This window comes from Roseateles sp. P5_E8 (assembly GCF_054177665.1).
Genome location: NZ_JBGCUM010000061.1, coordinates 1 through 16708 on the forward strand (window position 1 = coordinate 1; position 16708 = coordinate 16708).

Consider the following 16708-nt stretch of genomic DNA (forward strand, 5'->3'; position numbering starts at 1 on the left):
GCCCAGGCCACCAGCGCGACCCCGACGACCCCGAGAAGAAGGGCCGCCGGCGGCGCGATCACCAGACCGCTTGCGGCCATCCGTCCGAGCCCCAGGTCACGTTGCCAATGAAGAGCACCGGCGCGCCGTTGTTGTTGGCGTCGTAGGCATGCCAGGCCATCACCGAGCCATCGGCCAGCAACGACTGCCCACCCGGGCCCTTGAAGCGCGAGCCGCTGGACGCGATGACCGTGCCGCCGCCGGACATCATGGCCACGCCGGCCTTGTCGGCATAGGGGCCGGTGATGGACGTGGAGCGGCCGACGACGATGCGGTAGGTGCTGTTGGCACCCTGGCAGCAGGCGCCCTTGGAGGCGAACAGGTAGTAGTACGTCGTGCTGCCGATGGCCTTCTTGACGACGAAGCCGTTCTCGATGCCGTTGGTGCTGTCCTTGGCGATGTTGACGATGCCGCCGGTCGGCGGTTTCAGGTTCACCTTGCTGACGCGGGTGATGTGGATGCCGTTCCAGAACGAGCCGAACACGAGGTAGGGGTCGCCATTGGCAGCCAGCGTGAAGGCCGGGTCGATGGCGTTGTAGCCGTCGCCGGACTTGGAGGTCAGGATGGCGCCCTGGTCCACCCACTGGCCCGCCGCGATGCCGCCGGCCGACGTCGTCAGGCCGATGGCCGACTTCTGCGAGCCAAAACTGGAGATGGCGTAGTAGCAATAGCCCAGGCCGCCGTACTCGCCGCAGCCGGGTGCCCAGACCATGGCGGTCTTGTTGGTGGGCAGGTAGGTCTTCCACCAGGACAGGCCGCCGCTGAAGATGGCCCCGCCCTGGGTCCAGGCCGTGCCGTTGCTGGAGTACTTGACGGCGATGCCGCCGTTGTCGGTGGTCTCGAACAGCCACCAGGTCGAGCTGGTCTTGTAGATGTTGGGGTCGTGGGTGCCGATGGCGCCGGTCAGCGTCCAGGGGGCCGCCTGGGCGGGGAGCAGGGCGGCGGCGAGGGTGCAGCCGAGGGCCAAACGCACGAGGCGTTTCAGGGTCAAAAGCATGGGATTTGTCTCCGGGTCGTTGGTGTTGGGGCCGCCTCTTCGGGCTGGCCTGAACGAATTAAATATGACTATTCCGGCGATGTAACCCCGAAGTAACGCCGATTCTGAAATTGGCATCGACCAAAAGTCAGACTTAATGTTTTTCGCCGGAAGCGTTTACAGCGTGATGGAGTTGGCAGCCGGGGCGGCCCCGGGCGGCTTCCTACAATGCCGCGATGCCCGAGACCGCTGCCCAGAATCCGCAAGAACTGCAAGACCTGCCCTTCGTCCACCTGCGCATGCACACCGAGTTCTCGGTGGTGGACGGCACCCTCCGCACCGATGACGCCGCCGACGCTGCGGCTGCGGACGGCCAAGTGGCGGCGGCCATCACCGACCTGGCCAACCTGTTCGGCGGCATCAAGTTCTACAGCGCCATGCGCAAGAAGGGCGTGCAGCCCATCCTGGGCGCGGACTGCTGGCTGGAGACCGACGCCACCGACAAGCCGCCCACGCGCCTGCTGCTGCTGGTGCAGAACAGCCAGGGCTATCTGAACCTCAGCGAGCTGCTGTCGCGCGCCTGGATAGACAACGTGCAGCGCAACCAGGCCTGCCTGAAATGGGAGTGGCTCAGCGAGTTGGGCGAGGGCTTGATCTGCCTGTCCGGCGCGCAGCACGGTGGCGTGGGCCAGGCGCTGATGCAGGGCGACAAGGTGCGCGCGCGTGAATGGGCGCAGCGGCTTGCGGCGGTCTTCCCCAATCGCTTCTACATCGAGCTGCAACGCGCCGGCCTGCCCGGCCAGGAGGCGCTCGTGCACGCGAGCGTGCCGCTCGCGGCCGAGCTGGGCCTGCCGGTGGTGGCAACGCACCCCATCCAGTTCCTGGGCGAGGACGACTTCGAGGCGCATGAGGCCCGCGTCTGCGTGGCCGAGGGTGAGACCCTCGCCAACCCCAAGCGCATCAAGCGCTTTCTGCCGAGCCAGTATTTCAAGACGCAGGCGCAGATGCGCGAGCTGTTCAAGGACATCCCGAGCGCCGTCCAGAACACGCTAGAGATCGCGCGCCGCTGCTCGCTGACGCTGGTGCTGGGCAAGCCGCAGCTGCCCRACTTCCCGACGCCGCTGCTGGAAGACGGCACGCCGATGCCGATGGAGCAGTACTTCCGCGAGCTGAGCCACGAAGGCCTGGTCGGGCGGCTGGCGCATCTCTTCCCCAACGAAGCCGAGCGCGACAAGGAACGGCCGCGCTACGTCGAGCGGCTGGASTTCGAGMTSAACACSATCMTSAAGATGGGCTTCCCGGGCTACTTYCTSATCGTCKCRGACTTCATCMGCTGGGCSMAGRCCMATGGCTGCCCGGTCGGCCCGGGSCGSGGWTCKGGCGCSGGCTCGCTSGTCGCSTWCGCGCTGMTCATCACSGACCTGGACCCGCTCAAATACAACCTGCTGTTCGAGCGCTTCCTGAACCCCGAACGCGTCTCGATGCCCGACTTCGACATCGACTTCTGCCAGGGCAACCGCGACCGCGTCATCGACTACGTCAAGGACAAGTACGGCCGGCCGGCGGTCAGCCAGATTGCGACGTTCGGAACGATGGCTGCGAAAGCGGCGCTGAGGGACATCGGCCGTGTTTTGGGCATGGGCTACGGCCATGTCGACAGCATCGCCAAGTTGATCCCCGCGCCGCCAGGCAAGACGGTGACGCTGGCCAAGCTGCCGCCCAACTTCGACCCCGACAAGGCCAAGGTCATCTACGCCCGCCACGAGGCGCCGGAGCTGGGCGAGCGCGAGGCGGCCGACGAGGAAGTGGCCGAGCTGCTGAAGCTGGCCGCCCGCGTGGAAGGCATGGTGCGCAACATCGGCATGCACGCCGGCGGCGTGCTGATCGCGCCGGGCAAGATCACCGACTTCTGCCCGCAGTATCAGCAACCCGGTTCGACCTCGGCCGTGAGCCAGTTCGACAAGGACGATGTGGAAGCCATCGGCCTCGTCAAGTTCGACTTTCTGGGCCTGGCCACGCTGACCATCCTGGAGCTGGCCAAGGACTTCATCGTCGCCCGCCACAAGGAGCGTGCCGGCTTTGACTGGGCCAACGTGCCGCTGGTCGACAAGAAGGTGTTCGACCTCTTCGGCAAGGGCTACTCCGAGAGCGTGTTCCAGTTTGAATCGCCCGGCATGCAACGCCTGCTGAAGGACGCCAAGCCCTCGCGCTTCGAGGACTTGATCGCGCTGGTGTCGCTCTACCGGCCGGGGCCTATGGACCTGATCCCGTCCTTCGTCGCGCGCAAGCACGGCAAGGAAACGATCGAGTACCCGCACCCGCTGCTGGGCCAGGTGCTGGAGGAGACCTATGGTGTCTTCGTCTATCAAGAGCAGGTGATGCAGGCCGCCCAGGTGCTGGGCGGCTACAGCCTCGGCGGCGCCGACATGCTGCGCCGCGCGATGGGCAAGAAGAAGGCCGAGGAAATGGCCGTGCACCGCGAGATCTTCCGCAAGGGCGCGGCGGAGAAAGGCATCGACGAGAAGAAGGCCGACGAGGTCTTCGACTTGATGGAGAAGTTCGCGGGCTACGGCTTCAACAAGTCGCACGCCGCCGCCTACGCGCTGCTGTCGTATCACACAGCCTGGCTGAAGACGCACTACACGGCCGAGTTCTACGCCGCGAACATGACCATCGAAATGGACGACACCGACAAGCTCAAGGTGTTGCTCAACGACGCCAAGATCTTCGGCATCGAGTTTCAGTCGCCCTGCGTCAACAAGGGCGTCTACCGCTTCGAGCCGCTGACGAACCGGCTCGTCAACTACGGCCTCGGCGCCGTCAAGGGCACGGGCCGCGGCGCCATCGAGGCCATCATCGCGGCGCGTGAGTCGGGTGGGCCCTTCCTCAGCTTCTACGACTTCTGCCTGCGTGTGGACCGCAAGGCCGTCAACAAGCGCGCCGTCGAGGCGCTCATCAAGGCAGGCGCCTTCGACAGCATCAACGCTGACCGCCACAAGCTGCTCGCCAGCGTCGGGCGTGGCTACACGCATGCCGAGACGCAGGAGGCCAACGCGGACCAGGGCGGCCTGTTCGACTTCGGCGACTCCCATGCGGCCTCGCACGTGGAGCCCGACCTCGTCGAGACGGCGCCTTGGAGCATCAAGGAGCGCCTGTCGCTGGAGAAGACGGCCATCGGCTTCTACCTGTCGGGCCACCTGTTCGACCACGGCGGTGCCGAGGTGCGGCGCATCGTCAAGCGCCAGATTGCCGACCTCGTGGACAGCCGCGAGCCGGCGCTGGTGGCCGGCATTGTCAGCGACCTGCGCGTCATCAACGGCCAGCGCGGCCGCGTCGCCATCTTCAAGATCGACGACAAGAGCGACGCCGTCGAGGCCGTCGCCAACGAGGAACTGCTCAACGCCAACAAGGACCTGCTGGCCGAGGACGAGCTCATCATTGCCCAGGGCAAGGTGCAGAACGACCGCTTCTCCGGCGGCCTGCGCATGAACGTGACAGCGGTGTGGGGCCTGGCCGCCGCACGCGCCAAGTTCGGGCGCCACTTGCTGTTGGGCAATGCAGGTTCGGCCGGGCTGATCAAGGAACTGGTCGACCGCTTCCCGCCGCGCGACGTCGTGACGGAGGAGGGCGGCACGCGCAAGCTGGGTTTGCCGGTGCGCGTGTCCGTCAAGGCCGAGCCGGATGGCGCCCAGGTCGGCGCACGCTGGATGGTGGAGCTCGGCGAGGCCAGCCGTTTCTGGCCGGCGGACGAGGCGCTTGCCAAATTGGGCACGGCAGCCGAGGTTATCTACGAGGTGGGATGACGCTTGCCATCGGCGATGATTTCGCCAGATGCAACAAGCCGTTCCCAAGCCCTTTGCAAAGTCGGATTTCGGGCTTCATCGCCCACAGCCGATCACGGGCCTGATCCTGACCGGCGGCGGCGCGCGTGCGGCCTACCAGGTGGGCGTGCTTGCGGCCATCGCCCAGCTGCGCCGCGATGCCGGCGCCACTCAGGGCAACCCCTTTCCCGTCATCAGCGGCACCTCGGCCGGCGCCATCAACGCGTCGACGCTGGCCTGCCATGCCGATGACTTCGACGGCGCGGTCGATGGGCTGGTGCACCTCTGGCAGGGCCTGCACGTCGAGAACATCTACCGGGCCGATGCCTTCGAGGCGGTGAAGAGCGGCGCGCGCTGGCTCTCCATGCTCAGCCTGGGCTGGGCCATCGCCCGTTGGACGCGCAGCCGCCCGCGCAGCCTGCTGAACAACACGCCGCTGCGCGAACTGCTGGGCCGCTACCTGGACATGGACCGCATCGAGACCATGCTGGACGGCGGTCACCTGCGCGCGCTGGCGCTGACGGGCTCCAGCTACACCTCGGGCCAGCACGTCACCTTCTTCCAGACCCACCACCACATCGTGCCCTGGCTGCGCGAGCAGCGCATGGCCGTGCAGGCGCGGCTCAGCCTCAGTCATCTGATGGCCTCGGCCGCCATTCCCTTCATCTTTCCGGCCGAACTGGTGCCGCTGGAGGGCATGCCCGAGTGGTTCGGCGACGGCTCCATGCGCCAGAGCGCGCCCATCTCGCCGGCCGTGCACCTGGGCGCCGAGCGCGTGCTCGTCATCGGCGCCGGCCGCATGAAGGAGCCCGAGGGCCGGCGCGTGCAGGCGACCGAGGAGCATCCCAGCATGGCCCAGATCGCCGGCCATGCGCTGTCCAACATCTTCCTGGACGCGCTGTCGGTGGACGTTGAACGCCTGCGCCGCATCAACCGCACGCTGGCCCTGCTGCCGCGCGAGACGCGGGCGGCCACGGCGCTGCGGCCCATCGAGCTGCTCGTCATCGCCCCCAGCCGCCGCCTGGACGACCTGGCCGGCGAGCACCAGGCCAGCCTGCCCTCGTCGGTGCGCGCCATGCTGCGGGCCTTCGGCGTCAGCGGCAAGGGCAACAAGACCAGCGGCTCGGCGCTGATCAGCTATCTGCTCTTCGAGCCCAGCTTCGTCAACGAGCTGATCAACCTGGGCATGAGCGACACGCTGGCCAAGCGTGCCGAGGTGCAGCGCTTCTTCGGCTGGCCGGCGCGGTCGCCGCAGATCGATCCCTCCTTGTTGCGGCGCAGCCGTTCGGCCGGTTTTGCGGCGGGGGTGTGATGCTGCGGCTGCTGTTGACCCTCGCGATGGGCGCCTTGCTGGCCATGCCGGCCATACAGGCGATAGCGGCCGACATTGCCTTCTGGGACACCCCGCGCCACGGCGGCAACAGCTTCAACGAGAAGCCGCCCGACGAGGCCTATTTCCGCGCGCTCAAAGGCACCGGCGCCACCTGGGTGCGGTTGACCTTCTCCAAATGGAAGGGCGAGGGCCGCGACTTCCTGATCGGCAATGCCGACGCCTACCGGGGCATCCCCGCCTCGGACCTGGCGTTGGTGCGCAAGACGCTGGACGCAGCGAATGCGGCGGGGATCAAGGTCGTGCTGGTGCCGCTGTCGCTGCCCGGCAATCGCTGGGTGCAGCACAACCAGGACAAGCAGGATGACCGGCTGTGGAAGGACCGCACCTTCTGGGACCAGTCCGCCGCCTTCTGGCGCGACCTGGCTGCTGCCTTGAAGGATCATCCCGCCCTGGCCGGCTACAACCTGCTCAATGAACCGACGCCCGAGAAGGGCATGGGGCTGGACGAGCACGCTGCGCCCGAGGTGCGCCAGGCTTGGTACGCCAAGCACAGGGGCACGACGCACGACTTGCCAGCGTTCTACGAGCAGGTGATCGCCGCCGTCCGCGCCGTCGGTGCAGACACGCCCGTCATGGTTGATGGCGGTTGGTATGCGAACGCCTGGAGCTTCAGCGGCTGGACACCGTTGAAGGACTCGAAGGTGCTGTATGCCTTCCACATGTATGAACCCTGGAACATCACCAGCGCGCCGCAGATCAAGCGCAAGCCGCAGCTGCCGTATCCGGGCTCAGAGGTGACCTGGGGCGGCAAGTCGCTGACCTTCGACAAGGCCGCGCTGAAGACCTTCCTGGCCGTGCCGTTCGCCTGGGCGGCGGCGAATGGCATCCCCGCCAACCGAATGGTGGCGGGCGAGCTGGGCTGCGTTCGCGTCTGGACGGACTGCGGCGCCTACCTGGGCGACGTGCTGGACACGCTGAACGGGCACGGCGCGCACTGGGCCTTCTACAGCTTCCGCGAGGACGTCTGGGAGGCCATGGACTACGAGATCCCGCCCGCCTTCCCCGCCGGCCAGGTGTATTACCTGCGCGAGCAGGGCAAGGGCGACAAGGTGCCGCTGGACAGCCCGCTGATGGGCATCATCAAACGCAAGATGCGTCAGTAGGCCTGACCCGCCACGCGCAGGCCGGCGGCGGAGAGTTTTCTCGCACTCGCCGAGCGAATGCCCGGCACGCGCTTTATCAGGTCGGCCCAGCCCGCAAACGGCCGCGCGGCCAGCAGCCGTTGCACAAGCGCCGGGCCAAGGCCGGGCAGGGATTCGAGCTGGGCGCGTGTCGCGGTGTTGGCGTCGACTTCCGATTCAGCAAAGGCAGGCACCGCCGCCCACAGCAGCAGCGCGCGCCGCTTCATCACGGCTCGCCGGCCTGCGCCCGCACCATGGCGGCATAGGCACCATCGCGCGCGATCAGCTCGGCATGCGTGCCGGTCTCGACCAGCTTGCCCGCGCCCATCACATGGATGGCGTCGGCGTCGCGGATGGTGGAGAGCCGGTGGGCGATGACGATCAGCGTTTTGCGGCCCGACCAGGCGGCCAGGGCCTGCTGCACGGCGCGTTCGCTCTCGGTGTCCAGTGCCGAGGTGGCTTCGTCGAAGATCCAGATCGGCGCGTCCTTGTAGAGGGCCCGAGCGATGGCCAGGCGCTGGCGCTGGCCGCCGGAGAGCTTGCTGCCGTTGGCGCCCACGGCCGTCTCCACGCCCTCGGGCAGGGTCTGAACAAAGTCCCACAGGTGGGCGGCGCGCAACGCAGCCTCCAGCTTTGCCTCGTCACGCGGTTGCGCATAGGCGATGTTGGCGGCTACCGAGTCGTCGAAGAGCACGATGTCCTGCGACACGACGGCGAACTGGCGGCGCAAGGACGCGCGGGTCAGCGCCTCGATGTCGGCACCGTCCAGCGTGACTCGCCCCGCATCCGGCCGGCCAAAGCCCAGCAGCAGATGAATGATGGAACTCTTGCCCGCACCGGATGCTCCCACCAGTGCCGTCGTGCGCCCGGCGCTGAAGGCCAGGTCCAGGCCGTCCAGCGCCGGCTGGTTGGCGCCGGGGTAGGTCAGGCTCACGGCCTCCATTGCGATGTCGCCCTGGGCGGGCCCAGGCAGCTCCTGCGTACCGGCGTCGGCCTCCTTGGGCGCGTCCATCAGCTCGAAGCAGCCCTTGGCGATGACGCTGGCGCGCGTCAGCGGCGAGGCCAGGTCGGACAGGTGGCGCAGCCGCGACGTGAGCAGCAGCAGCGCCGTGACGAACTCGGCGAAGGCCTGCACGCCGGTGCCCTCGGCGCGCGCCTGCCACAGCGCCACGCAGATGATGGCCGACAGGCCGACGCTGGCGACGAGTTGCGACAGCGGCTGGGCCAGCGCGCTCGCGGTGGCGGTCTTCAGGTTGTTGCGCCGCACCTCGTGGGCCACGGCCGTGAAGCGTTCGCGTTCATGGTCGGCCGCGCCGAACTGGCGCACCACGCGCCAGGCGCGCGTGAGGTCGTCGACCTTGTTGACGAGCAGCAGTTGCGCGTCGTAGGAGCGCGTCGCCATCAACCGCATGCGCTGGTTGAGCTTCTTCATCACCAGCGCCATCAGCGGCGTGACGACGAGGCTGAGCAGCGTCAGCTGCCAGTTCAGATAGAACAGGTAGACCAGCATCGCCAACGCCGGCAGGCCGTCGCGCAGCAGGCTGATGCCGACGTCGCCGACCAGCTGCAGGATCTGCTGCGGGTCGTTGACGACCTTGCTGACGGCCGTGCCGGCCTGCATGCGCGTGTAGACCTGCGCGTCCAGCCGCAGCAGCGCGCTGACCAGGGCGGAGCGGAAGTCCATGACGCTGCGCGTCAGCGTCCAGTTGAAGAGGTATTGGCCGGCAAAGCCGAACAGCCCGCGGAAGGCATAGAGGCCGATCAGCACCACCGGCACCATCCACAGCGGGAAGGCGCTCTTGAAGCCTTCGCCGAAGGCATAGCCGATGAGCTTGGGGATCAGCGGCTCGGTGGCGGCCGCGCCGATGTAGGCCAGCACGGTCAGCAGCGCGCCCCAGCGATGCGGGTAGATGTACTGGCCCAGGCGGCGGGCGGGGGTGGTTTGGGGGGTGGCGTCGGCGGACATCGGGCGCGATTGTCGTCCGTGTTTCAATGGCGGCCGCTCATGCGCATCGCCCATCTCCTCTTCACGAAACGCTTCGCCGGCAGTGAGCGCTACGCCATCGAACTGGCCAATGCGCAGAGCCAGTCGCACGAGGTCTGCTTCGTGCTGGCGAATGCTGCCGCCGAGGACCGGCCGGACGCCTGGGCCCACAGGCTGGACCCGCGCGTGGAGCAGCAGCGCCTGCACTACCCGCCGCTGCTGCCCGCCACGCGCGTGGCGCATTGGGCCCGGGGCTGGCGGCCCGATGTCTGCCATGCCCACCTGAGCTTTGCATGCAAGGCGCTGGCCGGCGTGAGCGCGCCCACGGTGCGCGTGGCGACGCTGCACATCGCCTACAAGCCGCGCCAGCATGGCCACCTGGACGGTGTCATCGCCATCACGCCGCAGCAACTGGCGCAGATCCCGGCGGGCTTCGGCGGCAAGATCGCCCAGATCAACAACTGGAGCCAGCCGCAGCCGCCCGAGCCCGGCGCGCGCGAGCGCTTGCGCGCGGCCTGGGGCGTGGCACCCGGGGATTGGCTGGTGGGCACGCTGGGGCGCGGCGAGCACAGCAAGGGCTGGGACCTGCTGGTGCAGGCCTTCGAGCGCGCGCGGTTGCCGGGTGCGCGGCTGGTGCTCGTGGGCAAGGGGCCGGACTGGCAGGCCGTGCGTGCGCAGGCAGGCCCGCACGTCGTGATGCCCGGCTTCACCAACGAGCCAGCCAACTGCCTGGCGGCGTTCGACCTGTTCGTCAGCGCGGCGCGCAGCGAGCCGTTCGGGCTGGTGTTTCTGGAAGCCATGCACGCCGGCCTGCCCATCCTGGCCACGGCCACCGAGGGTGCGGTGCATCTGCAGGCCAGCTTCGAGCCGCTGCTGCCTTGCGGCGATGTCGCGGCGCTGGCCGGCGCGCTGACCCGCCTGCAGGCCGAGCGGCCCGCGCGCCGGGTCCATCCGGTCGAGCCGTTCTCGCGGCCGGCGCGCGTGGCCGAGATCGAAGCCTTCTACCGGGCTTGCGGGGCGGGCTGAGCCAGGTTCTGCCACCACTGCAGGCCGCGCAGCCAGYGGCCGCGCTTGAAATAGGCAGCCAGCAGCGCCCGCTTGCTCAGCGGCGAGCTGCGGTCAAAGCGTTCGGCGTCCATCGCCAGGCCCGCCAAGGCCGCGCCGCCCGCCTGCAGCCGGCGGCGCCTGGCGCGCAGCAGCGTGCGGGCGCAGAAGTGGGCAATCTCGAAGCGCGTGTCGTCGTGCAGCGGCGGCAGCTCGGCCGTCAGCCCGTCCAGCGCGGCGCTCCAGTCGTCCAGCCGTTTGACGTCCAGTGCCGCCATCAGGCTGCCGCCGCGCTGGCGGTAGGCGATCCAGACCTCGGCGACATGAAGGTGGCGTGGGGTGTGCAGCAGCAGTCGCGGGTACAAGGCCATGTCCTCGAAGACCCGGCCCTCGGGAAAGCGCAGGCTTTGCGGCCAGCAGGCGCGGCGCACCACCTTGCTCCAGGGGTGGAACTGGCCATGGATGAAAAACCCGCGCAGGCGCTGGTCGACGTCGTTCATCAGCACGCCGGCCGGCCCGTCGAAGCTGGCGATGTGACGGTGGCGCGGCTTCAGCGATTCTGTGGACGGGCCATCGTCGAAGACCCGGAAGTCAAAGCTGAGCAGATCGGGCTGGTGCCGGGTCAACAGCGCCTTCAGCCTTGGCAGCACGTCGTGTTCGACCAGATCGTCAGGGTCGATGAACCACAGGTAATCGCCGCGCGCCTCGTCCAGCAAGCGGTTGCGCGCCGCGCTGACGCCCCGGTTGGTGGGCTGGCAGATCACGCGCGCGTGCGGCAACAGCTGCCGGACCAGCGCAGCGCAGCCATCGGGCGAGGCATCGTCGACGAAGACGAGTTCCACGCCGTCGTCCAGCTGGGGTCGCAAGGACTCGACGCAGGCCGGCAACCAGGCCTCGACGCCGTGCATGGGCAGCAGCAGGCTGAGCCAGATCACAGCGGGCGGCGCAGCAGTTCGTCCAGCGCGCTGCCAGGCAGCACGCGGCCACGAAGCCAATGTTTCTCGACGAGGCTGCGGTCGTTGCCGCGCAGCTTCAGCACGGCCGGCATGCGACGAGGGCAGGGGGTCAGCGCGAGGCGCACCAGCAGATGGGTCTTGCGCCATCCCACGCCACTGAGCCACGCCAGCGGGCCGTCCTCGGCACGCAGCAAGGCCAGGCGGAACTCATCCGCGCGGCGGTCCAGCAGGTCGGCTGCCGTGACATGCATCAGCAGATAGCGTTGCAAGTCATGGTCCAGCCCCTGGACGACGCGCGCCGAGCGGCCTTGTTCGGCCAGCCGCGCCAGCACGGTCTCGGCGCCTTCGTCCAGGGCCTGGTCGAAGGCATCGGCCAGGGCCCGCGTGAAGGGGCAACCCGGCGCGGCAGCCATCAGCCAGTTCTCGACCATGGGCTGTTCGGGCCGCGTCGTGAAGCGATCGATGTAGAAGCCGACATAGCTGGCCGCCCGGTGGGCACGCTGGCGGTGCAGCCAGTTCAGGTCGCGCGCCAGCAGCATGGAGGCATCCATCCAGACGCCGCCGTGGCGGGCCAGCAACTGGATGCGCAGCCAGTCGGCCTGGCGGTAGGCCGGCAGCGTGTCGAAGTCGGCACGCAGGGCGGGCAGCCAGTCCAGCGCGCTGTCGCGGTGCAGCAGGCGGATCTCGTGGTCCGGCGCGAACCGCTGCCAGTTCTCCAGGCAGGCGACGATGAAGTCCGGCGGTGGCGCGGCATGCCAGTAGGTCCAGATGACCTTGGGGATGGGCACATCGAAGCGTGCCGAGCCGACCACCGTTTCACGCGTGCGCTCGGGCACGCGGGCACGTAGCACCGTCCAGACCTCGCGCAAGAACAACAGCGTGGCCAGAATCAGCAGGCCTTGCAGAACGAGAACGACGGTGCTCATTCGCGCCAGTGATCGGCGATCCAGCGCGCCGGCCGTGCGTGGCGCCAGTTGCCGTTGCTGCGGCCGGCCAGCGCGTCGGGCGGGTTCATGACGCCGTGGAAGATCAGGATGCGCGCGCCGCTGGGGATGAAGGGGTCACGCCAATAGCTGGTCGGCCAGGCCGGGATGCAGTGGTATTTGTAGCTGGCGCACCAGGCGTCGTCCCAGTACTTGAGTTTGCCCTGACGGTGCAACACAGCTGACAGGAAGGCCTGCTCGTTGCGGTAGTCGGCCTTGGCCTTGGCCTGGTCGGCAACGAACTCGGTCAGCACATCCTGGTGGGCGCCCAGCTCCCAGCGGTAGACCGACGAGTTGCCGGTGATGCGCCAGGGCCGCTTCCAGTCGTGGATGACGAGGAACTCTCCGGAGACCTGGAAGAAGGGCGTGATGTCGTCGACGATGACGACGTCGAGGTCCAGGAACAGCGCGGTGCCGCTCAGGCCGTACTCGTTGACCAGCACCGGGCTGAAAGTCGTCAGCTTCTTCCAGCCCCGCTCGGGCTCGCCGTTAGGTAACGTCAGCTCGGGAATGGGCAGGCAGCGCACTTCGCTGCGTATGCCTTCGCTGCGGTCGGTCAGGCAGACGAAGCCGAAGTCGCCCTTCAGATGGCGTCGGACCATCGCGTAGAGACGGTTGACGTACTCGGGGCCGTACTTGGTGCCCCATTTCATGCAGACGATGGTTCTCACAGCTCTTCCACGTGACGGGGCGGGTAGGTATCCCAGCCCAGGCAGCCGGGGCACTGCCAGAAGTAGTGGGCGGCCTCGAAGCCGCAGGCGGCGCAGCGGTAGCGCAGCAGCGGTTTAACGGCCTTCTCCAGCGCCTGCACCATGGGTGCGGCTTCATCGGCCGGCAGGGCGGCTGCGTTGAGCTTGAGCAGCTCGGTCGCGGCCGACAGCGCCGGTTGCTCGCGCAGATGCGTGGCCAGGCGTTGACGCTGTGGACCGGGTTGTAGCGTGGCCAGCGCGCGCAGCAGATGCATGCTGGGCGCACGCTGGTACTGCTCGGTTAGCAGCGCGATGGCGCGCTCGGGCTGACCCAGGGACTGGGCGGCTGCGGCGCAATCGGCGGCGACCAGGTTGAAGGCCGGCGGGTTCGCGGTCAGCAGCTTCGTGAAAGCAGCCATCGCGCCTTCAGCATGGCCGGCCTTGAGCAGCAACTGGCCTTGCAGCACATAGGCCCGGGCGCCCTCGGGTTCGCGGCGCTGGGCCTGGCCGAGCAGTTCCAGCGCGAGATCGCCATGGCCCTGCGATTGCGCGACGAGGGCCTGCTCGCAGAGGTAATGCGCGATGCGACCCGAGAACGAGCCCGTGCCGGCGGCCTCTAGCTCGGCGGCAACTTCCGCAGCCTTGGCCCAGTCGCGCGAGCGCTCGTACAGCGACAGCAGCGCCAGGCGCGCCTCGCGCTCAAAGGCGGTGTTGCGCAGCTCGGCATAAGCGGCCTCGGCGCGGTCGAACAGGCCGGCCTTGAAGAAATCTTGAGCCAGTTCGTGCTGGGCGCGGTCACGATCGGTCTTGGGCAGGTCGCCACGGCGCAGCAGGTGCTCGTGCACGCGCACGGCGCGCTCTGTCTCGCCACGGCGGCGGAACAGGCTGCCCAGTGCGAAGTGCAGCTCGGAGGTGTCGGGGTCGTTCTGGACGGCTTCGATGAAGGCGTCGATGGCCTTGTCCTGCTGCTCGTTCAACAGCAGGTTCAAGCCTTTGAAATACGCCTTGGGCGATTCCTTCTCTTCAAGCTTCCATTGCCTGGAGTCGAGCTTGGAGGCCAGCCAGCCGAGGACGAAGACGACGGGCAGGACAAAGAGCAACCAGCGTGGATCAAACTCCATCTTGGTGGGCAGCGAAGGGCGCTGAGAGAGAGGGAGACGCGTCCGGCGCCGGCGCGGGAGCGGTGGGCAGGGGCTCGATGCGCTGCGCCGCGCGGCGGTGGCGCCACCAGGCCGGCACCATGGCCAGCACGCCGAAGGCCGCGCCCAGGCCGAAGGCGATGAGCACGATGATGACCTGGGGCGCGCGCCATTCGTGGCCGAAGAACCAGCGCACGACGGCGTCGTGGCTGTTGTTCAGCGCGAAGGCGAACAGCGTGAAGAAGAGCAGGGCCCGCAGGAGCCAGACGAGGGTGCGCATGGCCCCGGATTCTGTCTCAGGCCGACTCAGGCGTCCGTCACCGGAAGATGCTTGTCGACCGCCTCGCGCAGCGCCTTGCCGGGCTTGAAATGCGGCGCCAGTTTTTCGGGAATCATGACCTGCTCGCCGCTGCGCGGATTGCGGCCCACGCGGGGCGGGCGGCGGCTGATGGAGAAGCTGCCAAAGCCGCGGATCTCGATGCGATGGCCGCGGGCGAGGGCGTCGCTCATCGCGTCGAGGATGGTCTTGACGGCGAACTCGGTGTCGCGCTGGGTCAATTGGCCAAATCGTTCGGCGAGCACGGCGACGAGGTCGGAGCGGGTCATGGCGGAGCTTTGTAGGAAGCTGAAATTGAAACAGGCCCGCTGGCGAGGCCGGCGAGCCTGTGGGGAGCATACCCGGCCTCCGCAGAGGCCGGGCAGTCAACCGAGAGCTTAGTTGCCCTGGTTGTCCAGCTTGGCGCGCAGCAGGGCGCCCAGGCTGGTGGTGCCGGCGTTTTCACGCTCGCTCGTCTGGCTCAGGCGCTGCATGGCTTCCTGGTTGTCGGCGTTGTCCTTGGCCTTGATGGACAGCTGGATGTTGCGGGTCTTGCGGTCGATGTTGACGATGACGGCAGTGACTTCGTCGCCTTCCTTGACCACGTTACGGGCATCTTCCACGCGGTCGCGGGAGATTTCCGAGGCACGCAGATAGGCCATCACGCCTTCAGCCAGCTCGATCTCGGCGCCACGTGGGTCGACCGTGATGACCTTGCCGGTCACCGAAGCGCCACGGTCATTGATCGTGGTGTAGGCGGTGAAGGGGTCGCTGTCCAGCTGCTTGATGCCCAGGGAGATGCGCTCGCGCTCGACGTCCACGGCCAGCACGACGGCTTCGACTTCCTGGCCCTTCTTGAAGTTGCGAACGGCGGTTTCGCCGGTTTCGTCCCAAGAGAGGTCGGACAGGTGCACCAGGCCGTCGATGCCTTGCGCCAGGCCCACGAACACGCCGAAGTCGGTGATCGACTTGACCGGGCCCTTGACCTTGTCGCCGCGCTTGACGTTCTCGGCGAACTCTTCCCACGGGTTGGCCTTGCACTGCTTCATGCCCAGGCTGATGCGGCGCTTGTCTTCGTCGATTTCCAGAACCATGACTTCGACTTCGTCGCCCAGCGTGACCAGCTTGCTGGGGGCGATGTTCTTGTTGGTCCAGTCCATCTCGGAGACGTGCACCAGGCCTTCGATGCCCGGCTCGATCTCGACGAACGCGCCGTAGTCGGCGATGTTCGTGACCTTGCCGAACAGGCGCGTGCCGGTCGGGTAGCGGCGAGCAACGCCGAACCACGGGTCGTCGCCCAACTGCTTGATGCCCAGCGAGACGCGGTTCTTCTCGGCGTCGAACTTCAGGACCTTGGCGGTCAGTTCCTGGCCGACCTGAACGACTTCGCTCGGGTGGCGGACACGGCGCCATGCCATGTCGGTGATGTGCAGCAGGCCGTCGATGCCGCCCAGGTCCACGAACGCACCGTATTCGGTGATGTTCTTGACCACGCCGTTGACGATGGCGCCTTCGGACAGCGTCTCGAGCAGCTTGGCGCGCTCTTCACCCATGGAGGCTTCGACCACGGCGCGACGCGACAGCACAACGTTGTTGCGCTTGCGGTCGAGCTTGATGACCTTGAACTCCATGGTCTTGCCCTCGTAGGGGCTCATGTCCTTCACCGGGCGCGTGTCCAGCAGCGAGCCGGGCAGGAAGGCGCGGATGCCGTTGACCAGGACGGTCAGGCCGCCCTTGACCTTGCCGGAGACGGTGCCGGTCACGAAGTCGCCGGACTCCAAGGCCGTTTCCAGGCTCAGCCACGAGGCCAGGCGCTTGGCCTTGTCGCGCGACAGGATGGTGTCGCCGTAGCCGTTTTCGATGGCGTCGATGGCGACGGAGACGAAGTCGCCGACCTGGACTTCCAGTTCGCCCTGGTCGTTCTTGAACTCTTCGATGGGCACGTAGGCTTCGGACTTGAGGCCTGCGTTGACGACGACGAAGTTGTGTTCGACACGAACGACTTCAGCCGAGATCACTTCGCCAGCGCGCATGTCGGAGCGCTGCAGCGACTCCTCGAACATGGCGGCGAAGGATTCCATGCCGGAATCTTGGGCGGTTTGGGTTTGGGACATGTTGATGGGATCCTGATGCGCCGGGGAGCCCCGGACGCGGCGTGCAGACAAGCTGCGGGTTAAGTTGTTGACATCACCGCCCTCAGTGAACTGACGTTCGGAGGGAAGGGCGGCGGGCCGTGGCTTCTCAAGC

The 16708-nt window shown here is 67.6% G+C and carries 14 protein-coding genes; 4 read left to right on the forward strand and 10 right to left on the reverse strand.

Annotation, left to right across the window (positions count from 1 at the left end; all coding sequences use genetic code 11):
* Positions 1-58: 58 nt before the first annotated feature.
* A complete protein-coding gene (locus tag ACXRVZ_RS23675; protein WP_457425014.1) occupies positions 59-1036 on the reverse strand; it encodes a glycoside hydrolase family 43 protein in 978 nt (325 codons plus the stop codon).
* Between the two features lie 215 nt (positions 1037-1251).
* On the opposite strand from ACXRVZ_RS23675, the gene dnaE reads away from it, so the two are divergent.
* From dnaE to ACXRVZ_RS23690, 3 genes are read left to right on the forward strand one after another with little or no spacing between them, the layout of a single operon-like run.
* A complete protein-coding gene (gene dnaE / locus ACXRVZ_RS23680) occupies positions 1252-4818 on the forward strand; it encodes a DNA polymerase III subunit alpha (protein WP_458232895.1) in 3567 nt (1188 codons plus the stop codon).
* Positions 4819-4846: 28 nt separating this feature from the next.
* Positions 4847-6148, forward strand: coding sequence for a patatin-like phospholipase family protein (locus ACXRVZ_RS23685; RefSeq protein ID WP_457425010.1), 1302 nt, complete (start codon positions 4847-4849; stop codon positions 6146-6148).
* A complete protein-coding gene (locus ACXRVZ_RS23690) occupies positions 6148-7332 on the forward strand; it encodes a glycoside hydrolase family 5 protein (RefSeq protein WP_457425008.1) in 1185 nt (394 codons plus the stop codon). Before ACXRVZ_RS23685 ends, ACXRVZ_RS23690 begins: the two co-directional genes overlap by 1 nt.
* Here the strand turns inward: ACXRVZ_RS23690 and ACXRVZ_RS23695 are convergent.
* On the reverse strand, positions 7326-7577 hold the full coding sequence (locus tag ACXRVZ_RS23695) for a ComEA family DNA-binding protein (RefSeq protein WP_457425006.1): 252 nt from the start codon (positions 7575-7577) through the stop codon (positions 7326-7328). The genes ACXRVZ_RS23690 and ACXRVZ_RS23695 overlap by 7 nt on opposite strands.
* Positions 7577-9316 carry an ABC transporter ATP-binding protein gene (locus tag ACXRVZ_RS23700; protein ID WP_457425004.1) on the reverse strand — a complete coding sequence of 580 codons (1740 nt, stop codon included), beginning with the start codon at positions 9314-9316 and terminating at the stop codon, positions 7577-7579. Before ACXRVZ_RS23700 ends, ACXRVZ_RS23695 begins: the two co-directional genes overlap by 1 nt.
* Before the next feature lie 39 nt (positions 9317-9355).
* Between ACXRVZ_RS23700 and ACXRVZ_RS23705 the strand changes: the two genes are divergently transcribed.
* Positions 9356-10360 carry a glycosyltransferase gene (locus tag ACXRVZ_RS23705; RefSeq protein ID WP_457425002.1) on the forward strand — a complete coding sequence of 335 codons (1005 nt, stop codon included), beginning with the start codon at positions 9356-9358 and terminating at the stop codon, positions 10358-10360.
* Here the strand turns inward: ACXRVZ_RS23705 and ACXRVZ_RS23710 are convergent.
* The 7 genes from ACXRVZ_RS23710 to rpsA form a co-directional block, all read right to left on the reverse strand.
* The gene (locus tag ACXRVZ_RS23710) at positions 10336-11313 is read right to left on the reverse strand and encodes a glycosyltransferase family 2 protein (RefSeq protein WP_458232896.1); all 978 of its coding nucleotides are present in this window, start codon (positions 11311-11313) and stop codon (positions 10336-10338) included. The two genes, ACXRVZ_RS23705 and ACXRVZ_RS23710, sit on opposite strands and share 25 nt — an antisense overlap.
* Positions 11310-12260 carry a glycosyltransferase family 32 protein gene (locus tag ACXRVZ_RS23715; protein ID WP_457424998.1) on the reverse strand — a complete coding sequence of 317 codons (951 nt, stop codon included), beginning with the start codon at positions 12258-12260 and terminating at the stop codon, positions 11310-11312. Before ACXRVZ_RS23715 ends, ACXRVZ_RS23710 begins: the two co-directional genes overlap by 4 nt.
* The gene (locus ACXRVZ_RS23720; RefSeq protein WP_457424996.1) at positions 12257-12970 is read right to left on the reverse strand and encodes a glycosyltransferase; all 714 of its coding nucleotides are present in this window, start codon (positions 12968-12970) and stop codon (positions 12257-12259) included. Before ACXRVZ_RS23720 ends, ACXRVZ_RS23715 begins: the two co-directional genes overlap by 4 nt.
* 14 nt (positions 12971-12984) lie before the next feature.
* On the reverse strand, positions 12985-14127 hold the full coding sequence (gene lapB, locus ACXRVZ_RS23725; protein WP_457424994.1) for a lipopolysaccharide assembly protein LapB: 1143 nt from the start codon (positions 14125-14127) through the stop codon (positions 12985-12987).
* On the reverse strand, positions 14117-14425 hold the full coding sequence (locus tag ACXRVZ_RS23730) for a LapA family protein (protein WP_457424992.1): 309 nt from the start codon (positions 14423-14425) through the stop codon (positions 14117-14119). The genes lapB and ACXRVZ_RS23730 overlap by 11 nt, the downstream gene beginning before the upstream one ends.
* A 26-nt stretch (positions 14426-14451) precedes the next feature.
* Positions 14452-14751, reverse strand: coding sequence for an integration host factor subunit beta (locus ACXRVZ_RS23735; RefSeq protein ID WP_056202110.1), 300 nt, complete (start codon positions 14749-14751; stop codon positions 14452-14454).
* 108 nt (positions 14752-14859) lie between these two features.
* Positions 14860-16575 carry a 30S ribosomal protein S1 gene (gene rpsA, locus ACXRVZ_RS23740; RefSeq protein WP_458232897.1) on the reverse strand — a complete coding sequence of 572 codons (1716 nt, stop codon included), beginning with the start codon at positions 16573-16575 and terminating at the stop codon, positions 14860-14862.
* Positions 16576-16708: the final 133 nt, after the last annotated feature.

What these genes read in the sequence shown, in the direction of transcription:
- ACXRVZ_RS23675 (WP_457425014.1), bottom strand. Translation starts at nt 1,036, where the DNA reads ATGCTTTTGACCCTGAAACGCCTCGTGCGTTTGGCCCTCGGCTGCACC.
- ACXRVZ_RS23685 (WP_457425010.1), top strand. Translation starts at nt 4,847, where the DNA reads ATGCAACAAGCCGTTCCCAAGCCCTTTGCAAAGTCGGATTTCGGGCTT.
- ACXRVZ_RS23690 (WP_457425008.1), top strand. Translation starts at nt 6,148, where the DNA reads ATGCTGCGGCTGCTGTTGACCCTCGCGATGGGCGCCTTGCTGGCCATG.
- ACXRVZ_RS23695 (WP_457425006.1), bottom strand. Translation starts at nt 7,577, where the DNA reads ATGAAGCGGCGCGCGCTGCTGCTGTGGGCGGCGGTGCCTGCCTTTGCT.
- ACXRVZ_RS23700 (WP_457425004.1), bottom strand. Translation starts at nt 9,316, where the DNA reads ATGTCCGCCGACGCCACCCCCCAAACCACCCCCGCCCGCCGCCTGGGC.
- ACXRVZ_RS23705 (WP_457425002.1), top strand. Translation starts at nt 9,356, where the DNA reads ATGCGCATCGCCCATCTCCTCTTCACGAAACGCTTCGCCGGCAGTGAG.
- ACXRVZ_RS23715 (WP_457424998.1), bottom strand. Translation starts at nt 12,260, where the DNA reads ATGAGCACCGTCGTTCTCGTTCTGCAAGGCCTGCTGATTCTGGCCACG.
- ACXRVZ_RS23720 (WP_457424996.1), bottom strand. Translation starts at nt 12,970, where the DNA reads ATGAAATGGGGCACCAAGTACGGCCCCGAGTACGTCAACCGTCTCTAC.
- lapB (WP_457424994.1), bottom strand. Translation starts at nt 14,127, where the DNA reads ATGGAGTTTGATCCACGCTGGTTGCTCTTTGTCCTGCCCGTCGTCTTC.
- ACXRVZ_RS23730 (WP_457424992.1), bottom strand. Translation starts at nt 14,425, where the DNA reads ATGCGCACCCTCGTCTGGCTCCTGCGGGCCCTGCTCTTCTTCACGCTG.
- ACXRVZ_RS23735 (WP_056202110.1), bottom strand. Translation starts at nt 14,751, where the DNA reads ATGACCCGCTCCGACCTCGTCGCCGTGCTCGCCGAACGATTTGGCCAA.
- rpsA (WP_458232897.1), bottom strand. Translation starts at nt 16,575, where the DNA reads ATGTCCCAAACCCAAACCGCCCAAGATTCCGGCATGGAATCCTTCGCC.